This is a genomic window from Methanosarcina sp. UBA411, from assembly GCF_002495725.1.
Classification (GTDB): domain Archaea; phylum Halobacteriota; class Methanosarcinia; order Methanosarcinales; family Methanosarcinaceae; genus Methanosarcina.
On record NZ_DAGK01000031.1, the window covers coordinates 92986 to 110985 of the forward strand.

The following is an 18000-nucleotide window of genomic DNA, read 5'->3' on the forward strand; positions in this document are numbered from 1 at the left end:
TATTTTAACAGTTTCTAACTTTGCACCAGCTTCCTTCTTATCAGTTTTGAACAAGGAGAGAAAATTAGGAGAAAAAATTGAAAATGAATCAAAAAATAAAACAAACGGTTAGAAATTAGAAGTCGAAAAGTGTTTTTTGTGTTTTCGACTCGGCTTTTTTAGGAGTTTCGCTAACCTTTACCTCAGAATTTTCAGACGTATCCGAAACTTTTTTGATAGCAGGCTCAAGGTTTACAGATTTCATGGATTTTGAAAATTCAGGAGAGATGCTGCTTTCTATCGGTTCAGAGCCAGAGAAAGCTCTCTTCTCAAAGGATTCAGGCAGGAAAAAAGAATCCTTAATCTTAAGATTATCGTTTTTATGAGAACTGGACATGAGACTATCAGGTATGAATCCGACTCCGTCAGTCCCTGCTCTATACTGCTCCCGTATAAGGGTATCGGAAGTAAAACTATCAGGTTTTAGGGTAACAGGGGTAAGGTTATCAGATGCAAGGTCATCAGGTTTAAAGGTATAAGGTTTAAGGGTATCAGAAATAATATTTTCCAAAGAAGTGTTATTATCTCCCAAATCTGTAATTTCTGGGGAAATCTCAGGCGAAATATCAAAGCCAAAGCTAAGGGTCTTCTGCCCGCCCTGAGAGGTCCGAGAATCTGGAACTGCAGACTTTTCAGAAGATTTCCCAGAAGATTTTCCAGCTTTTTCCTCACGAGTCGTAACCACGAAGTCAGAAGGAAGCTCCTTACTATCGCCTGAGGAATCGGGAGCCCTGAAGAACTCCGTTCCATCGGATTCTTCTTTCCCTTCAAGGAGGAGTTCCTGCGCCCTGTCGTAAATTTTCTGTAGTTTTTTACTGGCTTTTGTGCTTCCCGAGAGGTATATCAATTCCTCGAGTTCAAGACCCAGACCTGCAGTAATTTCAATTGCAGACTCTTCATCCTTTAACATGCTAGAGTAAAGCTCCAGCAGGTTATTTCTTGAATATCGAATGGACTCGAAGCTGTGTTCTCCAACTTTAGAAGCGATATTATCCCTGAGGTCGCGCTTAGAACGTATCTGCCCCATCTTCTTCCAAAGAGACGGTGGCTGGTACTTAATAAATCCAGGATAGGGCCTTGTCTTTGAAATTGCAGCTCCGCAGACCATCAACATGCTGGCGTATCTCCACATCCCATAGTTCTGGCGTTTCTTTACGCGTCCAAGGTAGAGATCAGCCCTTGAGAGATAACCAAAGCCGGTCCTTATATCCTCAATATCTCCATCTTTAGAGGCATACTGGATAGGCAGGTTTTCATCGATCCAGTGTACAAGGTCTTCAGGACTTTCGTCAAGTCCGCGAGCAGCTTCAAGGGCCTTTTTACAGTCCGTGCTCTTGAAAATTCTCTGCATTGCCTTGAAGATGTTTTCCTTGACATCCCTGCCTGAAGTACTGAGATCTTCAACACCCAGCACTTCTCTTCCGGTAGCTGCAGCCTGAAGGTCGTTAATTGCACTTCTTAGATCGCCTCCCGCCCCTTCAGCGATTTGCTGGACTGCATCCAGGCTGCATACAACTCCCTCGCTCTCGCAGACCTTCTTTAAAGCAGGAATCATAGAGCGGCTCTGCACAGATCCGAACTTAATTTCCAGACAGAGGTTCCGGATAGTAGGAGTCAAGCCATAAATATCGTTTGCAATCAGCACGATGGGTTGAAGCGTGCTCTTAATAATTCCTGCAATAGCCCGCATTCCGCCCCTGTCTGCAGTCCCGTGAAGATTGTCCGCTTCGTCCAGAATAATCAGGCGCTTTCCTCCAAAGAGGGTATTCATTGAAGCTGCTGATCCCGCAACCTTTTCGATAACACCTGCAGTTCTCTGGTCGCTTGCATTGAGTTCGATTACTTCCCAGCCCAGATCGCGGGCAAGAGCGTGAGCAGTGGAAGTCTTCCCTACACCTGCAGACCCATGAAGGATTACTGCCCTTCTCTCGGGAATGCCTGAAAGCCACTTCTCAGCCCAGGCTCGCAAATCCTGTACCGCCTTTTTGTTCCCTACGATCTCCTTCAGGGTCTGGGGGCGGTATTTCTCAGCCCATTCAATTGCCAACGTCATCTTAAACCATACCAATAAAAAAAGAACTCATTCTTAACTCTATACATTTTAACCTTTTCACTATGTAATAGTCTTTATTCCTGAGATCCTCTGCTACCGATTTTAAAAACAACATTAAATTTACACTTCGAGATGTATTAAAGTCTTTTTGCTCTCATAAAAAAGATACTTCCAATAGCCAGAACAAACTCGGGCAAAAAACTGTACTCTTATCTCCTTTCTTCCCGGCTGCAAATATCTTCTGTAATATTAGCTCACTAACATGTTTATAATCGATTCCGGGTACAAAAACTCAATCCAACTACATTCCTGAGCAAATTAAAGATATAGCTTTTTTTGCTCAGAATTCAGCCCTCTTGAGCGAAGCGAAAAGGGCTTCGTGCTCCCGAAGCGAAATTCGGGTAGCGAAAAGGGCTCCGTCCTCCCAAGACGGAACTCGGGGGAAGGAACTTGGGGGACAAAATTAATTAATGATCGTGTTTGTACTTCTTTGAACTACTTAAAATCTTACACAACAGTCAGGATGAATATGGAAAAGAATAGCATGCATGCCCTCCTTGAGGCTATCGAAGTGAGGGCCAGGGCGAACAGGGCCAGAGTAGCTATGGGAATAAGGGATCCGACCCCCAAAATGCTCGAGAGTGCCTGGAAAGCCCAGGAACTGGGATATGCACAGGTCGTCCTGGTGGGAATTAAGAAAGAAATAGACAAAGTCGGCACGGAACTTGAAGTAATTGATACGGATGAGCCCGAAAAGACTCTTGCGGAACTTATGATCTCAAGAAAAGTCGATGCAGCAATCAGGGGCACTGCAAAGGCGTCGGGAGCCCTTGCCCACCTCAAAGAGGCTCTAGGAAAGAGAAGAATCTGCCGACTTGCTCTGCTCCTCACGGTTGATGGAACACCTTTCTTTCTCGCCCCTGTAGGAATCGACGAGGGAAACACCATTGCAGACAAACTAAGAATGATAACGCTCGGTGCCGAACATATAAGGAGATTTGGGATAGAGCCTAAGGTCGGTGTGCTGTCGGGGGGCAGGATTGGAGACGTAGGAAGGAACAAACGTGTGGACAGAACTCTTGCAGACGGAGAATTCGTGACAAATCGGGCTGTTGAACTTGGGATCAATGCCAAGCATTATACAATTCTTATTGAAGACGCCATAAAAGAATCCAACTTTATCGTTGCTCCTGATGGAATCTCCGGAAACCTAATCTTTAGGACAATTGCTTTCCTGGGTGGGGGTGACGGGCTTGGAGCTCCGGTGCTAATGGATGATTATGTTTTTGTAGATACATCAAGGGTAGGCGGACATTTTACTAAAGCAATAATGCTTGCAAGTGCGCTGTCTCACCTGAATAAAGAAAGACAAAAGGTGATTCCTTGAAAACTGTTGCAGAGGGATGGCCGATAGTAAAAGGCGACTATATGGTAGGAGATCCGAGGTCCCGGATTGCAGTAATAACTCTTGCGAGCCAGATAAATCCCTCGCCTGAGGTGGCACTCTGGGGAAGTTCAAAAACCGAAAATTTGGGAGTCGAAAAAATAATAGTAAACGTCATCTCAAATTGCAATATAAGATATATTCTTGTCTGCGGGATGGAATCGAGGGGACACCTAGCAGGCCATTCCCTAATTGCAATCCATGAAAATGGGATTGACGAAACGGGCAGAATTATTGGCTCTGAAGGAGCCATCCCTTTTATAGAAAATGTATCCAAGGCAGCAGTCAAACGCTTCCAGCAGCAGATAGTGATTCTTGACAGGATAGGGCTGACTGATCCTGAAAAGATAACAGAAATTGTGAGAAGATATAAGGACCGAGGAGAAGTTTACCCGGATCAACCTCTTGTAGCCATTTCACAGAAGAAAAGACAGCCTACGTTCACTGATTCTCTTTCAGGTGATATAATAATCTCCGAAGAATTTATCATGGACGCGGCTGCAGGAGTTGTCTGCCCGACAAAGGATTTCTAATTTCCAGTAAAGAGACTTACGTCGAGCATATATTACCATGTTTTGAAAAAAAATATTAGCCTGTAGACTTTAATGGTGTAAAAATGTTTAAATTTCAGAAAGAACAGGAAATAGTTAACGTCGCAGGAGTGAAGATAGGCGGACAGCCAGGAGAACTCCCGACCGTGCTTGCAGGAACTATATTTTATGACAAGCATGAAATCGTAAAAGATGCTGCAAGAGGCCTGTTTGATAGGGCTGCTGCCGAAAGACTGATAAATATGCAGGAAACAAGTGCGGAAGAAACAGGAAACCCGCATATAATTCATATTTTCGGTACTACCCCTGAAAGCATTACCCGTTATATTGACTTTGTGACAGAAATTTCAGAGGCTCCCTTTCTTATAGACTCCCCAGAAGGAAGAGTGCGTTCCCATGCTGCAGAATATGTCAGCGAGGTCGGGCTTGCAGACAAAGCAATCTATAATTCCATAAACATGAGCATAAATGCTTCGGAAATTGAAGCTCTTGCTCTCTCCGATATTGATAGCTCGATTATCCTTGGCTTCAATGCAACGGACTCATCCCTGCAGGGCAGGATGGAACTACTGGAAAATGGGGCAGGCCTTATGGAAAATGGATTACTTTCAATTGCAGATAGATGTGGAATAGTTAACAAGCTTATAGATCCGAGTATTACCCCTATGGGAAACGGAGCAGGCGTGGCCCTCAGGATGACAATTACCGCAAAAGCAAAATGGGGATATCCCACGGGTTCGGGAATCCACAACGCACCTTCGGCCTGGAACTGGCTAAATCAGAAAAAAGAAAAAGACCCTGTCCTCTATAAAATCTGTGATATAGGTTCAACCTGCTTGCAGCAGGCCGCAGCTGGAGATTTTATCCTCTATGGGCCTATCGATTATGCCCCATATGTATTTCCTATGGCCGCCATGGGCGATATAATGATTTCTGAAGCTGTAGCTGACCTTGATATCGAGTCTGCTTCCCGGCATCCTGTAAACCTGCTTGTATAATTTACTAACCAAGAGGGCAAATACAGGGCTGAAGGGCTCAGATATCCATTTAACCTTTTTTCATTTAGATATCCGTGTATCTTCAGAGCTAAATGCAATGCCTGTCCTGCCACCGGCACACCTGATGCAAATTTGCTTTCTAGGATCCATACACTGGATACATACAGTTTTTCCGCATACAGGGCAGGTATAGAGTTTAGCTGGAAGCCCACAAATCACACATAAGCCTCTTATTTCCAAAATTCAGACCTCCCTTTAAGATATTCAAAAATCTCTTCACAAATGCTTCGGAATTTCAAGTAGTTTTAAAAATAAAGAATTTAAAGAATTTCGAGAACTTCAAGAACAGCAGATTTAAGGCCGGAGAAAAGTAAAAAATAGGAAGGATGAGAGACCTTCCGAAAACAAAGCTTTTAAGCAAACACTGACGACTCAGTCTACTATTCCGCCTGTATTTGCAGAGTGGACGGCACGCTGGTACCTGGCAAGGTAACCCGTAACTTCCTTTTTTGGAGGAACGAAAACTGCCTTCCGCTTCTTAAGCTCTTCTTCTGAGATCTTAAGATTTAGAGCTCTTTCAGGAATATTAATTTCTATCATATCCCCATCTTTTACCAGGGCAATTGGCCCTCCTTCACTGGCTTCGGGAGAAACGTGCCCTATACACGGCCCGCGGGTGCCTCCGGAAAAGCGCCCGTCAGTTATCAGAGCAACAGATTCTAGAAGGCCCATACCTCCGATTGCGGCTGTAGCTGCAAGCATTTCCCTCATACCAGGGCCGCCTTTCGGGCCCTCATAGCGGATAACTACAATATCTCCAGGTTTTACATTGCCTGCAAGGATACTTTCCATAGCGTCCTCTTCACAGTCATAAACTTTTGCAGGGCCTGTATAAACACGCATTTTTGGATCAACGGCTGCCTGTTTCACAACCGAGCCATCAGGGGCAAGGTTACCTTTAAGGACTGCAATTCCACCTTCGGTATGGATAGGCTCTTCGAGAGTTGCAATAATCTCTTTATTGAGCTTCGGGTTAACAATATCAAATTCTTTGAGATTTTCCCCAATAGTTTTGCCGTTCACTGTAAGCTGATCCAAGTGAAGTTTGGAGGACAGCCTCTGCATAATTGCCTGAACTCCGCCTGCCCTATCAAAATGCAGCATGAAATTAGGGCCGCTAGGGCGCAGGGAAATCAGATGGGGTGTTGTCCTGCTCAATTCGTCAAATTTCTCAAGGGGGAGATTCAGCCCGAATTCGTGGGCAAGGGCAGGAAGATGCAGAGTTGTGTTTGTACTGCCCCCAATTGCCATATCTACCATTATGGCATTTTCAAAGGATTTGAGACTGACAATCTTTCTCGGAGTCAGGTTTTCTCGGATCATTTCAACTATGCGTTCGCCGGATTCCTTGGCAATGCGAGCCTTTTTTGCATCCACTGCGTGGGCAGTTGCACAGCCTGGAAGGCTCAGGCCAAGGGCTTCGGTCATGCAGGCCATAGTGTTTGCTGTAAACATTCCTGCACAAGATCCGGCTCCTGCGCAGGAAAGATTTTCAAGCCTTTTAAGATCAAGTTCCGAGAGTTTGCCTGCACTATAAGCACCCACCCCTTCGAAAACCGAGATAAGGTCCGTATATTTGTCATCCACATATCCCGGAAGCATAGGCCCTCCGGTTACAACAATTGCAGGGATATCTAACCTGCCTGCTGCCATAAGGTGACCTGGCACGATCTTGTCACAGGAAGGGATAAGGACAATTCCATCAAACTGATGGGCTTTAACCATAAGCTCTATTGTGTCCTCAATGACCTCTCTGCTGGGAAGGGAATATTTCATACCCTCATGTCCCATTGCGATTCCATCGCAGACCCCTATAGTATGGAATTCGAAAGGAACTCCCCCGGCGTTCCTGATTCCGGCTTTCACAGCCTCAGCAAGTTTATTCAAATGGATATGACCAGGAATTATATCGTTCCAGGAATTAACGACTGCGATGAATGGCTTCCTCATCTCGGAATCTGTGACTCCGGTCGCCTTCAGAAGTGAACGGTTGGCAGCACGTTCCGGTCCTTCTTTTATAATAGAGCTTCTCATTACAAATCTCCTTAACGTTTCATGGTAAGAACTAATTATAATGTATAGATAGGAAAAAACTTCATAGTATAAACAGGTTGGGGAAGAAAAAGTTGTAAAAATGGAAGGAGAAAGTACTGAAAATCTCAGAGAATGAGTATAGGAAGGCTGACTGAAAAAAAGTTAATAAGATAATTGCAATACGGCTAGAATAGAAATCTGGTATAAAATATAAATAAAAAATTTAACAGAAAGAGCAACTTGTTTTGAGATAATAAATATCAAAATTGGATGATAATCTTTTTTTGAAACATAAAATTTCATGATTTGTACAAAAAGGCAAGTTAATATAACATAAAATCTGGTATAAAAAATATAAATAAAAAGTTTAGCAAAAAGGGAAATCTGATTTCGGAGAATCATATAAGAATTGAATAATAACCCAATCGTGAAACATAAAAGCTTTCACGATTTGTACAAAAAGGCAAGTTAATATAATAGTATCCAAATATTTATATAACTAATCAGATTTTTGAATAATATTGCATAGTGAACGGGCCTGCTCTGGACCACATCTACTACAAGATCACACCCTAACAAGCGAACATACTACAAGAATTAACCATAACAGGACTATACCCGTTCACACTATTCAATTTATTTCATTTGAGTGCTTTTTTGCTGATTTAGATATTACTATCTTTTTATTGTATTTCATATAAATCTGTTTGCTTAATTACCTAATTTTACCCTCATTTGTCAGATTAATAATAGGGCTCATGACAAACATATGGGAGTTTTAAAGACTGATATCTGAATTTTAGAGTCTACTTGATAATAGAGACTATCTAGCCCATATTTTCTATGATATAATGGAAAAAGTGCAATATAGAGTCTTCTGGCTGGCAGACATACCTGTAGATTAAGAGTACGGATCCTTCTCAATTTCCAAATAGTAGTATAATTTGATTTGAATGCTCGGACAGAATTGACATATGGTATCGGAAACCAAGAAGTAAAGATATTGATTTATAGTCAGCTATTTTTATAGAGATTAAAATATGAAAATAAGATATAATGATCAAAGAAATTAATTTGATAGAAATATAATTATATAAATAAAATATAGATGAAAAAGAAGAACACAGGAGTACATAAAAGGGATATTAAAATGCCATGTGAAGGTGATTGTAGAAATGGATGAGGGTTCGGAGGATAATAGAGCTTTAAATGTGAACTTCCAGACCGCAGGCAGTAGAAACAACATAAGAGGAGAGGCTCTCCACGCAGCCCTGGAAAAAGAAGAGACTCTAAGAACAATGATCAATAATAGTCACGTAGTGCTCTTTCTTTGGAAGAACGAAGATAAATGGCCTGTTGAGTTCGTCTCCGAAAACGTGGCGAAATTTGGATACACGAAAGAAGACTTCATTTCTGGCAGGGTAATGTATAAAGATCTAATATACTCCGATGATCTCGAAGAGGTTGAAAAGGAATTTGAGAAAAAAATAAAAAGTGGGGTTTCCGCGTTCAGCCTGGAGTATAGGATTATTACAAAAGCAGGAGATATTCGATGGATAAATGAAAGGACTTTTATCCAGAGAAATGCAGACGGAGAAGCAACACATTTTCAGGGAGTAGTGCTCGATATCACCAGGAGGAAGAAAGGTGAAGAAGAACTGGAAAAAACTCTTGAGATGCAGAAATTGTTGACTACAGCAGTTAATAATAGCCCTGCAGTAATCTTTCTATGGAAGAACGACAAGCACTGGCCTGCGATTTTTGTCTCGGATAATGTAATACAGTTTGGATATACGGTTGATGATTTTCTATCACAAAAAGTTCAGTACGGTAAAATCATACACCCTGAAGACCTGAATCGAGTAGAAGAAGGGCTTGATAGGAGTATCCAGAAAGGAGAGGTAAGTTTCAATTCGGAATACAGGATTTATACAAAAGCAGGAGATATACTATGGGTAAACGAGAGAACCTTTATCCAGAGAGAAAGGGATGGGAAAGTGTCCTGCTTTCAGGGAATAGTACTGGATATAACCCGTAGGAAGAAAGTTGAAAGAGCTCTGAGGAAATCATTAAAAATGCAGAAAATGCTGGAAAATATAATTAGCAAAAGTCCGGCAGTAGCTTTTCTATGGAGAAATATAGAAAACTGGCCTGTAGATTTTGTTTCTGAAAACGTGACGCAGTTCGGGTACTCAGTGGATGACTTCCTTTCAGGAAACATACTTTATGGAAACATAATCCACAGAGAGGATATCCAGGCTGTAATCGAAAGTCTGGCACGTTCAGTAAGAGAAGGATATGATTCTTTTGATATGGAGTATAGAATATTTACAGGAGACGGGAGTATACGCTGGGTTGAAGAACGAACGTTTATCCAGCGAGATAGAAAAGGCGAAGTTACTCATCTTCAGGGAATAGTTATCGATGTCACAGAGAGAAAAGAGGCTGAGAAAATGCTCGATATCCAAAGGGAACTTGGGGTATCCCTGAGCACTACCTGGAACCTTCAGACTATGCTTAATGATATCCTTGATGCCTGCCTGAAGATAGAAGAGATAGATGCTGCAGGTATATACTTGAAAGACGACCTCATGGACCAGATTAATCTGGTTGCATACCGGGGACTTTCTCCTGAATTTGTGAAAAGTGTTTCTATATACAGGGCAGATTCCCCTGAAGCTCAGCAGATCTGGATTGAGAAGCCTGTCTACAGGATGGATTTTTTTGCAGAAAAAATGGCAGATTTAATCAGGAAGGAAAAAATTACTGCAGTAGCCGTTATTCCTATGAAGCACAGAGGAGAAATTATAGGCAGCCTTAACTTTGCTTCTCATACTACAGACAGAATTCCTCAGAATGTACGCAATTTTCTTGAGAGTGTAGCTCTCCAGGTAGTTAACTATATAGCTCCCATCCGTATTGTAGCAGATCTTGGATGACTTTTTATAGCTGGAGTCAACCTTACCATGGTCGACGAAATCCTTATTTAAAATAATTTTTATAATTAATACAGGATTGAAAAGTGAGAAGCTCTTGGTCTCGCCTTATATTCCAGCTTTTGGGAAATATACAGCCACTTTGATCACTTTTTGTCCACTACTGGAGTTAATATAAGATCTTACAGTGAGGGGGATAAGATTGAAAGCGATAGTAGTTTATCTCAGTACCTCGGGGAATACAAAAGCTATGGCCGAAGCAATAGCTAGCGGAATTGAATCAAAACATGTGGATGCAAAAGCTGTTAGCTTTTATGATGTAAAAATCGAGGACCTTAATGAAGCCGATGCGATTGCAGTTGGCTCCTCGACTTTTTACTATAGAATGCTACAGCCTATGGAAAAATTTATTGATGAGACTCTTGCTTCCACAAACCCGAAAGGAAAATTAGGAGCTGCTTTCGGGTCTTACGGATGGAGCGGAGAAGCTCCTATACTAATAGCCGAAAAAATGAGACAGATGGGAATGACTGTTATAGATCCTGTACTCCGGATACTGCACAAGCCCACAGATAAGGATGTGCAAGAATGCAAAAGGCTTGGTATCGACATTGCCGAAAAGCTAAAGCACAGAAGCAGCAAAGCACCACAACCACAGGGAGCACCAAGTTAACCGTAGTTTTGAGCACAATAAGAACTTAATACCTACGGGCTCTTTAGAAAACCCTATTTAAATTAGTTACAATAGGCTGAAAATAAGGAAGTAAAAACAGGTCAAGCTATTTAGTTCAAAGTAATGAGAATTCCTTATCTCAGAGGATTTCTACAGAGCCAATTTACATACATTTTATTCCTGTGATATTTGGGTAATCCTTGTAGAGTCCCTAATCAACTCGTCAAAAAGTTCATTTCCGAAATTAAGAGATGAGGGGTCATAACTTATCAGGTTTTCTCTGTCAAAGTGCTTTTGATTTTTCGGGAAAAGAGCAACCATGACAAATTTATCGGTTACGGTAAGATTAGCGATCCTTAGCTCTCCTGAGTAAAGGAAAAACTTCACATTTTCTAAGGCCAGCATCTCCCGAAAGTCTTCGAGGTAATCCTTAGAGTAGTACTGAAAAACAGGTTCAGACATAAGAAATGAGAGCTTAACTCCACCTTTGGCAAGTTCCTGACATATAGAAATAAGAGAGGGATCAAAATAGGCCAGACATTCATGAATACAATTCGACTTTGAGAGGTTTTCAACTATCTCTGGATCAAGCTCGAACATCCTGTCCAGATCGGGCTGAATTAATTTACATTTTCTGAGCTCTCCAAGCCGCTTTCGGAGAGAAGGGGGGATTCCTTGGAAATCTCTTTCAACCCAGTAATCAAAGTTGTCCTCGAAAACGTCAATTATACTAACAAGAGGCTGCATTTTTTCAACAAGGACTTTTCCTATAAGCGAGAGGCTATAATTTTTGTCTTCCTGAACAACCAGAGATTTTTCTTTTAACTTTTTGATCTGAGGTAGGATGGCAGTAGATGTTACATCAAGGGCTTCCTTGATCTCATCCATGCTTTTCGGCCCATCTTTCAGAAAGAGCAATAACTGTTTTCGCTTGTCGGAAAGAAAAATCAGCTCTAGAAGTTCTAATTGCAACCCTTCAGTCTCCTCTCGAATTTATGTTGCTAAAGAGATTAGAGCCATCAAAGGTATATAAGTTACTACTGTTTCGACTTTTTGCTTAATATCGAGTCGAAACTTTTTTTATAAGGTGCTTAAGATAGGGAATTGAACAGAAAATAAGGAGTAAATTAAAAATTACTTAAGATATGCAGAACAGTGCAAAATAACTTATAAGCAAAAAACATAAGAAGTCTCCCCGCTCTATAAAGCTTACGCTACCGCCTACAATAGGGAGACATCTCAGGTTCCTTAAGTTTAATATTTAGGCCGGGATCGGGATAATGGCGACAACCTCAAATATTTTATACCAATTTATGACCATACCTGCACCCAAGAATATAGCAGAAATTCCGGCCTTATACGTATTCAGGCAGAAGCTTCCTTTGTCAGGATATAAGCAACCATTTCAGGATTGAGTTTGCTTTCCCTTGAAACCTTTTCTTCGATTCTCTCAGCAGGCGTGCCCTCCGATTTCAGTTCCCTTATTTTCTCAATGACTGAGGAAGGAATGCTGTAATATTCATTGATATCCTTTCTGTGTCCCCATACATCGCCTTCGATAAGCTGAATCCTCTGCATTTCAAGGAACATTTCTATAGATTTCGAAACCGTGCGCCTGTAAGATTTAGGCAGCTGAATTACCTCAATTTTCGGGCAGGTTTCAACCAGTGCAAAAATGTCCTTGTTCGAAGGCCTGAAGGCCAGATGAACAACACGTTCATTAGGATTGAGAGTGAATATTTCCTCTCTGGAACTAACTACTCTAATTTTCATATATGTAATTCCCCCACAGTAAAGTCTTATTTTTACCTCAATATAAACTACTTATACTTATTATAAATATTTATCTGCCCGCACATTTATTTTTTACACAGTATTTCAGTCTTCTATCTCCTTTCCGATCATCAGAGAGGCCGGAAAAAGCCTGGAAAGAACAGAACCTGCAAAAATAATCCTAACTCAGAAATTTTAGTTCCCGCGGGAACTTTCTCAGCAAAGAAATAAAAGAAAAAGCAACCAAGATATATCTATTAGAAATAGTTAACTGAAGTATATGTAATGCCCTGACATCTACGATACACTCAATTCCATTATAGGCATAAGACCTCGACAACTCTATAAAGTCACAAGCTCCAGAACCTGTTCCTGAATTAATTACAAAATACAGATATATGAGGGAGATTAGAGATTCTGGTAATACAATATAGCGAGTATAACCTTCAATACCATAGATCTAGGAAGAAGGAGCTACCTATTATAAATTATTAAATATCATGTCTCTGGCAACTTCATACTTTAGAGAAAGAGCGAAAAATCAATAAATTAAAAACAAAAAATAAAAATTAATTTAAGAAGAAAGATATTCTTTGAGACATGAAATTATTCCAGAAAGGAAAAAAATAATGACTGAAATTACCCTACGACAGAAAAAGCAAGGGGTAAAACTGCTCCAGGTATTTTTCAATTCATTATTAGCACGAACTTTGTAAGAAATAACATTACTATTGCCTTTTTTAATTGAAAAATTTCTTGAAGCTTCTTTGTGTAGTTAATAGAATACATCAGCATTTTAGAATCCTATGCTCAGATTATTAGTTTTTCAGGCTTTGTTTTCCACAAAAAACCAGTCTCTATTCCTTACAGATTTTTCCAGCTTATAAGAGGGCACATAATGGGATTTAAGCTCGAATACAGCGTTACAATCTGTTTTTTAAGTAGAGCAGTATGAAAGGTTAGAGAAGTGTCTGCGGCATTTCAATTCGAAAAATGTAGAAATTATTCAGAAAAATATGAGGCAGAATCTCTCTTTGGAGTATATAAGATGCCCTGAGATTCAGCCTGTCAGCAATTTAGTAAGTCAGGCTTCAACCTGAAGTAAATTGCTTTTGAAATTTGAATTACATTGAGCCACAATTCAGGCAAATGGATGTTTTGCTGAGTCTTTTTTAGCAAGCGCTTCTTCGACAGTCGGTTTGCCTTCCATTGCCCTTGCTATTGCAAGCTTTGTCGCTTCATAGTTAAATTCGTAAACTTTATCCTTGTCTTTTGCATCCCATTCAATAAATACAGAAACAATAATAAAAATGTCATCAGCCTGTTCTTCAGGAAGCACTCCATCAGCCACAGAATCCATGACCGCCTTTGCGACTGCAGCCTGAGCCGGCCCAAACATAAGGGCAGCTTGGGAGACATTTTTTATCGTTACTTTGTTTACGAGTAGGGTCACAGGTTTGGGCTGGACATTTGGCTCCAAGACTGCAAGAAGTGGGGTATGTCCCTGCCTGGGCATTGCGAGTGAGTTTATAAATGCTGCTTCGACTGGCCCTCCTCTTGGTCCGATAACCAGATCTATGTGTGCAATTTCAGGGCCAGAGCCAATAAGAGCTTCTCCTACCATACTTTTTAGAATATTTTTGACCAGATAAAACACCTCAGCATATTTTACAACCAAAGGCTTAATACCCAAAATCGCTAGATGGAAGAAGATTGATTTTCATATCATAATGGATAAGATAGCGAATTAGCTATTAAGCATAATTACTCCTATCATGGAGAATGATTAATCCTGTTAATGATTATACATATACATAAATAATTTGCCAGTTCTGGTTTAAACAGGACACCGAAAGCAGATATCTGGATCAAAGTACAAAAAAGATTAAGTAAATTTTATAGAAAAATGGGATATTCAAACAAAAATTCAAAAGGTAAAACCTCGGAAGTCAAAATTGTCCCGATAAATCATCGGATAAATAACTGAACCTTTAATGACTCAATTCAAAAAGAAATGCCTGAAAGGATTTCAAGTCTTTTATTCCAGTGTTCAAGCCCTTTTTTTGCCGTATACCAATCGAAAAAATTGCTTTCTTTACTTCTACTTGGAGCTTCAATCTTTGCCTGGAGTTCAGCAGAACTGAAACCGAATTTCGTTTCGAAATCCCTGCAGATTGCAGAGTAACGCTTGATCTTATACCTGGCAACATGCTTTTCATGCTCAAGAGCCGAGCGGATAGCCTCAGTTACTTCCTGAGGAGAGAAATTTGTTTCGATATTAAGTGTGAAGATCATACCAATCCCCTCAAACATTAGCCTCTTATTCCATTAAATAGTTATTTAAAGAAAGTAATTAGGTGCACTCGTTATCTGAAAGGATGTATTTTAAGCTTTTAGAACTTTTTTTACTAGAGTATAACTGTCAGATCCTCACTATTTCTGCATTTAAAAATCCTGATGAATCTCAGCTAATTATTAAGTTAGTATTACCTGAAACTTGAATTGCTTCCTTCTGCAAATGCGAAAAAAGGTCGGTACCCCATTTGAGAGCCTGAGGTTCGGAACTGAATAGACTTTCACGCTCAAAAAATTTTATTTGAGGAAGGATGGTGAGCAGGAAGAACCTATCTGTAACTGTAAAGCCTGCAAGTTTCAGGTTTTTCGGGAAAAGAGACAGATTTACGTGTTCAAATTCTATAAGAGTTCGAAAGTCTTCGCTATAATCGGCTTTAAACCTTTTTAGTACGGGCTCGGTAAGCATTAAAGAAATCTGGGCCTCTTTTTTTGCAATTTCCAGGTAGAGAGAGATAAATGAAGGATGGAAATATGAACTGAAGCCGAAAACCTGCCTTGAAAGGAGAAGGTTTTCCACGAATTCAGGGTCAAGTTCAAACATATGACTCAAGTCCGGACGGATAAGTTTACAGTTTTTCAACTCCCATATTCGACTCCGTAAAACCGGGGGAATCCCTTCGAAGCTCCGTCGTGACCAGTAATCGAAATTATCTTCAAGCACTTCCAGAGTATTCAGAAGAGGTGGCATTTTATTCACAATTGCCTTTCCTATAATGGATAGCTCATAAGTGTGATCCCTCTGTATGACCAATTTTCTGTCCTTAAGCTTTTTAATGTGAGGAAGAATAGAGACGGAATCAACACATAGGTATTTCTGGATTTCATGTATGGATCTGGGCCCATCTTTGAGAAAAATCAAGAGGTTCCTGCGTTTCTCAGACCGAAAGACGAGTTCCATTAATCCGATATTTGTGCCCATCCAACCACCTAAAAAGATACAATATGACCAATGACACCACAGTTATAAATACATTTTCATTAATTTTAGACACTTCTGAGCTTTATTATTACTTAGAACAGGCCCAAAAGATGCAAGCACTAGATCAGACCTGAAAATACCTGAAAAACAGTATAAAACAATAACAGGGGTTACTAGGATTAAGAGTAGCAAGGATTTAGAGAAGTTTTCAATCAGGTGTCAATTAGCTATTAAGAAATTTGTAAATTAGCTTTGAGAATATTATTAATCAGTTTATAGAGAAGTTAAAATTTGATACCTTTGAGGAGGGCCAGCTTTCTTTTCCAGTGGTCAAGCCCTCGTTTTGCAGCATACCACTCAAAATAGTTATCTTCCCCGATAAGTTCTCCAGCTTCAAATTTTTGTATGAACTCGGTAGAGATCAGGTCATAACGATCTTCAAACTCATCGCAGATCATGGCGTAACGGTCTATTTTGTATTTTGCAAGGTGTTTTTCGTGTTCCAGAGCCGAGCGAATAATCTCGCTTGCTTCCTGAAGCGAGTAATCGGTATCAATCTGCAAGGTTAAATCCATGTTTATCCCATAGAAAATTATTACTGGTACTAAAAAATAATCCTATATTTCTTTTTCTGTTTTATGACTCAGGCATTTCTTTCCTGGACCAAAGAATTCAATAAATTCCTTTTTTCCAAGTCCGAAGCTTATCTGCACCCTATGCTTTCACAAATTAATAACTTTTACCTCCTATGAGCAGAAGAAGTCACTAAAAGATTATCACAATCTCTTTCCAAAGCTAGATTAATTTAAAGTGAAAAATTTAAAAAATAAAATAGCATAAAAAACAAAAAACATAAAAATAAAAAGTTTTAGGGAGAAGAGATAATGAGGGAAAAATAAAGTAAAATAGAAAAATAAAGGGAAAATGGATATATAAGGCAATATAGGGAAAAATAAATAAAAACTGGAAAAATAACATAGGGAGATATGAGAAAATAGAGAAGAAAAAAGAAAAAAAGAAAAGGAATCGGAAAAAGAAAAATTCAGAACAGATAGTTTTTGTAGAATGTATGGTTTTTAAAGCAAAGCCACACAGTCATCAGTTCTCGGCTACATTGGGAATTTTCCCGGAGTTCTCCATGTTCCTGTAAATGAACGCTGAAGAGTAAGCAAGCAGCATGAATGTAAAACCACCGAGAAACTCCGCCTCGATGAATTTTAGAATCATACCTACGAAGAACGTAAACTGTATAGCACACAGCACCATTCCGGTTACTGTGAACATTTTCTGACGACTGCTACTATCACTACTGTCTGGATCATCGGATTCTTCTGACATTTTGTTTCAAACCTCGCAAATAAAGGTACTAAGGGTGCTCTTTATTAGCTCGTTTTTACTTTGTGTAAATTTTATTTAATTCGTTTATTATTTTTTGTGTTTTTAATCAGATCAGGCCTTTTTGTCGGCAGGTTTCAACCAGCTCAAAAAATAAATAGAGTTCCCCACCAGAGCGCATAGTCTGGCTCTTATGAAGTTCTAAAAATGAGACAAAAAGCTGAAAACTTCAATGGATGCATCTGAAGGTTCAGTTTTACATTGATCCTCTGGTGCAACATTATCTGAAAAAACACGCTCCGAATTAGAGACTTTTATACAGTATCCTTATTTATTGGGGATAGTATATATAGCTTACGAAGCTGGATTAAGTAATGCCTAGGATGATACTGATATTTCAGGTAACGGTTTTGAGATTCATCATACTAACGGTTTTGAGATTCATCATACTTTAGACCATTTTTCAGAAAAATGCTGCATCTTTACCTGAAGTCAGAAGTTTAAAAATACGTGATATTTTCAAGGTTGTAACTTTTCAGGCATCAGGATGGTTTTAAGGTTTTAAGAATAAATTTATTTCACTAGAATACCCCGCAGCAAGGCTGCGGGGATGGGAATTTTCCTATAAACTGCAGGAGATTAAACGATATTTGTCCTTTACTCCTTTGTCATGAAGCTTTGCTGAAACAAAAAGAATCGTTTTTTGTTCCCCTCTATGGAATCTGGAGCAGGGACGAACATACCTTATTGTTTGCAGGGGAGTGCGCCGGACAACATTGATTGTTAGACAGTCAGTTATTTTCCTATTTTTTATCTTCTGATTTTTCATC

At 39.9% G+C, this 18000-nt stretch carries 16 protein-coding genes; 5 read left to right on the forward strand and 11 right to left on the reverse strand.

The features are described 5' to 3' along the window. Positions 1-115: 115 nt before the first annotated feature. Positions 116-2092 (reverse strand): replication factor C large subunit, encoded by a 1977-nt coding sequence (locus BP861_RS11620; protein WP_292375698.1) that lies wholly within the window; start codon positions 2090-2092, stop codon positions 116-118. Between the two features lie 529 nt (positions 2093-2621). On the opposite strand from BP861_RS11620, the gene mtxX reads away from it, so the two are divergent. The 3 genes from mtxX to mtrH all read left to right on the forward strand — a co-directional run bounded on the left by mtxX (position 2622) and on the right by mtrH (position 5085). Next, the gene (gene mtxX, locus BP861_RS11625) at positions 2622-3479 is read left to right on the forward strand and encodes a methanogenesis marker protein Mmp4/MtxX (RefSeq protein WP_292375700.1); all 858 of its coding nucleotides are present in this window, start codon (positions 2622-2624) and stop codon (positions 3477-3479) included. Continuing rightward, positions 3476-4069 carry a tetrahydromethanopterin S-methyltransferase subunit A gene (locus BP861_RS11630; protein ID WP_292375701.1) on the forward strand — a complete coding sequence of 198 codons (594 nt, stop codon included), beginning with the start codon at positions 3476-3478 and terminating at the stop codon, positions 4067-4069. The genes mtxX and BP861_RS11630 overlap by 4 nt, the downstream gene beginning before the upstream one ends. An 83-nt stretch (positions 4070-4152) precedes the next feature. Further along, entirely contained in the window at positions 4153-5085 is a 933-nt protein-coding gene (gene mtrH, locus BP861_RS11635; protein ID WP_292375703.1) for a tetrahydromethanopterin S-methyltransferase subunit H, read from the forward strand. A gap of 60 nt (positions 5086-5145) precedes the next feature. On the opposite strand, the gene BP861_RS11640 is transcribed toward mtrH, so the two are convergent. Together BP861_RS11640 and ilvD are read right to left on the reverse strand one after the other, a co-directional pair. Further along, positions 5146-5325, reverse strand: a complete 180-nt coding sequence (locus BP861_RS11640) for a hypothetical protein (RefSeq protein ID WP_292375705.1) — start codon at positions 5323-5325, stop codon at positions 5146-5148. A 192-nt stretch (positions 5326-5517) separates the two neighbouring features. Further along, positions 5518-7179: a dihydroxy-acid dehydratase gene (gene ilvD, locus BP861_RS11645; protein WP_292375707.1), complete on the reverse strand. Its 1662-nt coding sequence runs from the start codon at positions 7177-7179 to the stop codon at positions 5518-5520. Positions 7180-8354: 1175 nt separating this feature from the next. On the opposite strand from ilvD, the gene BP861_RS11650 reads away from it, so the two are divergent. Continuing rightward, a complete protein-coding gene (locus tag BP861_RS11650) occupies positions 8355-10118 on the forward strand; it encodes a PAS domain-containing protein (RefSeq protein ID WP_292375709.1) in 1764 nt (587 codons plus the stop codon). 199 nt (positions 10119-10317) lie between these two features. Beyond that, entirely contained in the window at positions 10318-10788 is a 471-nt protein-coding gene (locus BP861_RS11655; RefSeq protein WP_292375710.1) for a flavodoxin domain-containing protein, read from the forward strand. A gap of 174 nt (positions 10789-10962) precedes the next feature. Here BP861_RS11655 and BP861_RS11660 read toward each other — a convergent pair whose 3' ends face one another. The 8 genes from BP861_RS11660 to BP861_RS11695 all read right to left on the reverse strand — a co-directional run. After that, positions 10963-11760: a helix-turn-helix transcriptional regulator gene (locus tag BP861_RS11660; protein ID WP_292375712.1), complete on the reverse strand. Its 798-nt coding sequence runs from the start codon at positions 11758-11760 to the stop codon at positions 10963-10965. 393 nt (positions 11761-12153) lie between these two features. Then, positions 12154-12561 (reverse strand): DUF1699 family protein, encoded by a 408-nt coding sequence (locus BP861_RS11665; RefSeq protein ID WP_095644032.1) that lies wholly within the window; start codon positions 12559-12561, stop codon positions 12154-12156. Positions 12562-13702: 1141 nt separating this feature from the next. Next, positions 13703-14185 carry a formaldehyde-activating enzyme gene (gene fae, locus BP861_RS11670; RefSeq protein WP_292375717.1) on the reverse strand — a complete coding sequence of 161 codons (483 nt, stop codon included), beginning with the start codon at positions 14183-14185 and terminating at the stop codon, positions 13703-13705. 380 nt (positions 14186-14565) lie between these two features. Further along, positions 14566-14856 (reverse strand): hypothetical protein, encoded by a 291-nt coding sequence (locus BP861_RS11675; RefSeq protein WP_292375719.1) that lies wholly within the window; start codon positions 14854-14856, stop codon positions 14566-14568. 169 nt (positions 14857-15025) lie between these two features. After that, complete coding sequence (locus BP861_RS11680) at positions 15026-15835, reverse strand: helix-turn-helix transcriptional regulator (protein WP_292375721.1); 810 nt, start codon at positions 15833-15835, stop codon at positions 15026-15028. Between the two features lie 284 nt (positions 15836-16119). Further along, the gene (locus tag BP861_RS11685) at positions 16120-16410 is read right to left on the reverse strand and encodes a hypothetical protein (protein WP_292375723.1); all 291 of its coding nucleotides are present in this window, start codon (positions 16408-16410) and stop codon (positions 16120-16122) included. Positions 16411-16933: 523 nt separating this feature from the next. Further along, positions 16934-17173: a hypothetical protein gene (locus tag BP861_RS11690; RefSeq protein WP_292375725.1), complete on the reverse strand. Its 240-nt coding sequence runs from the start codon at positions 17171-17173 to the stop codon at positions 16934-16936. A gap of 619 nt (positions 17174-17792) precedes the next feature. Beyond that, positions 17793-18000: hypothetical protein (locus BP861_RS11695; protein ID WP_292375726.1), on the reverse strand; the 208-nt coding region annotated here is incomplete at its 5' end.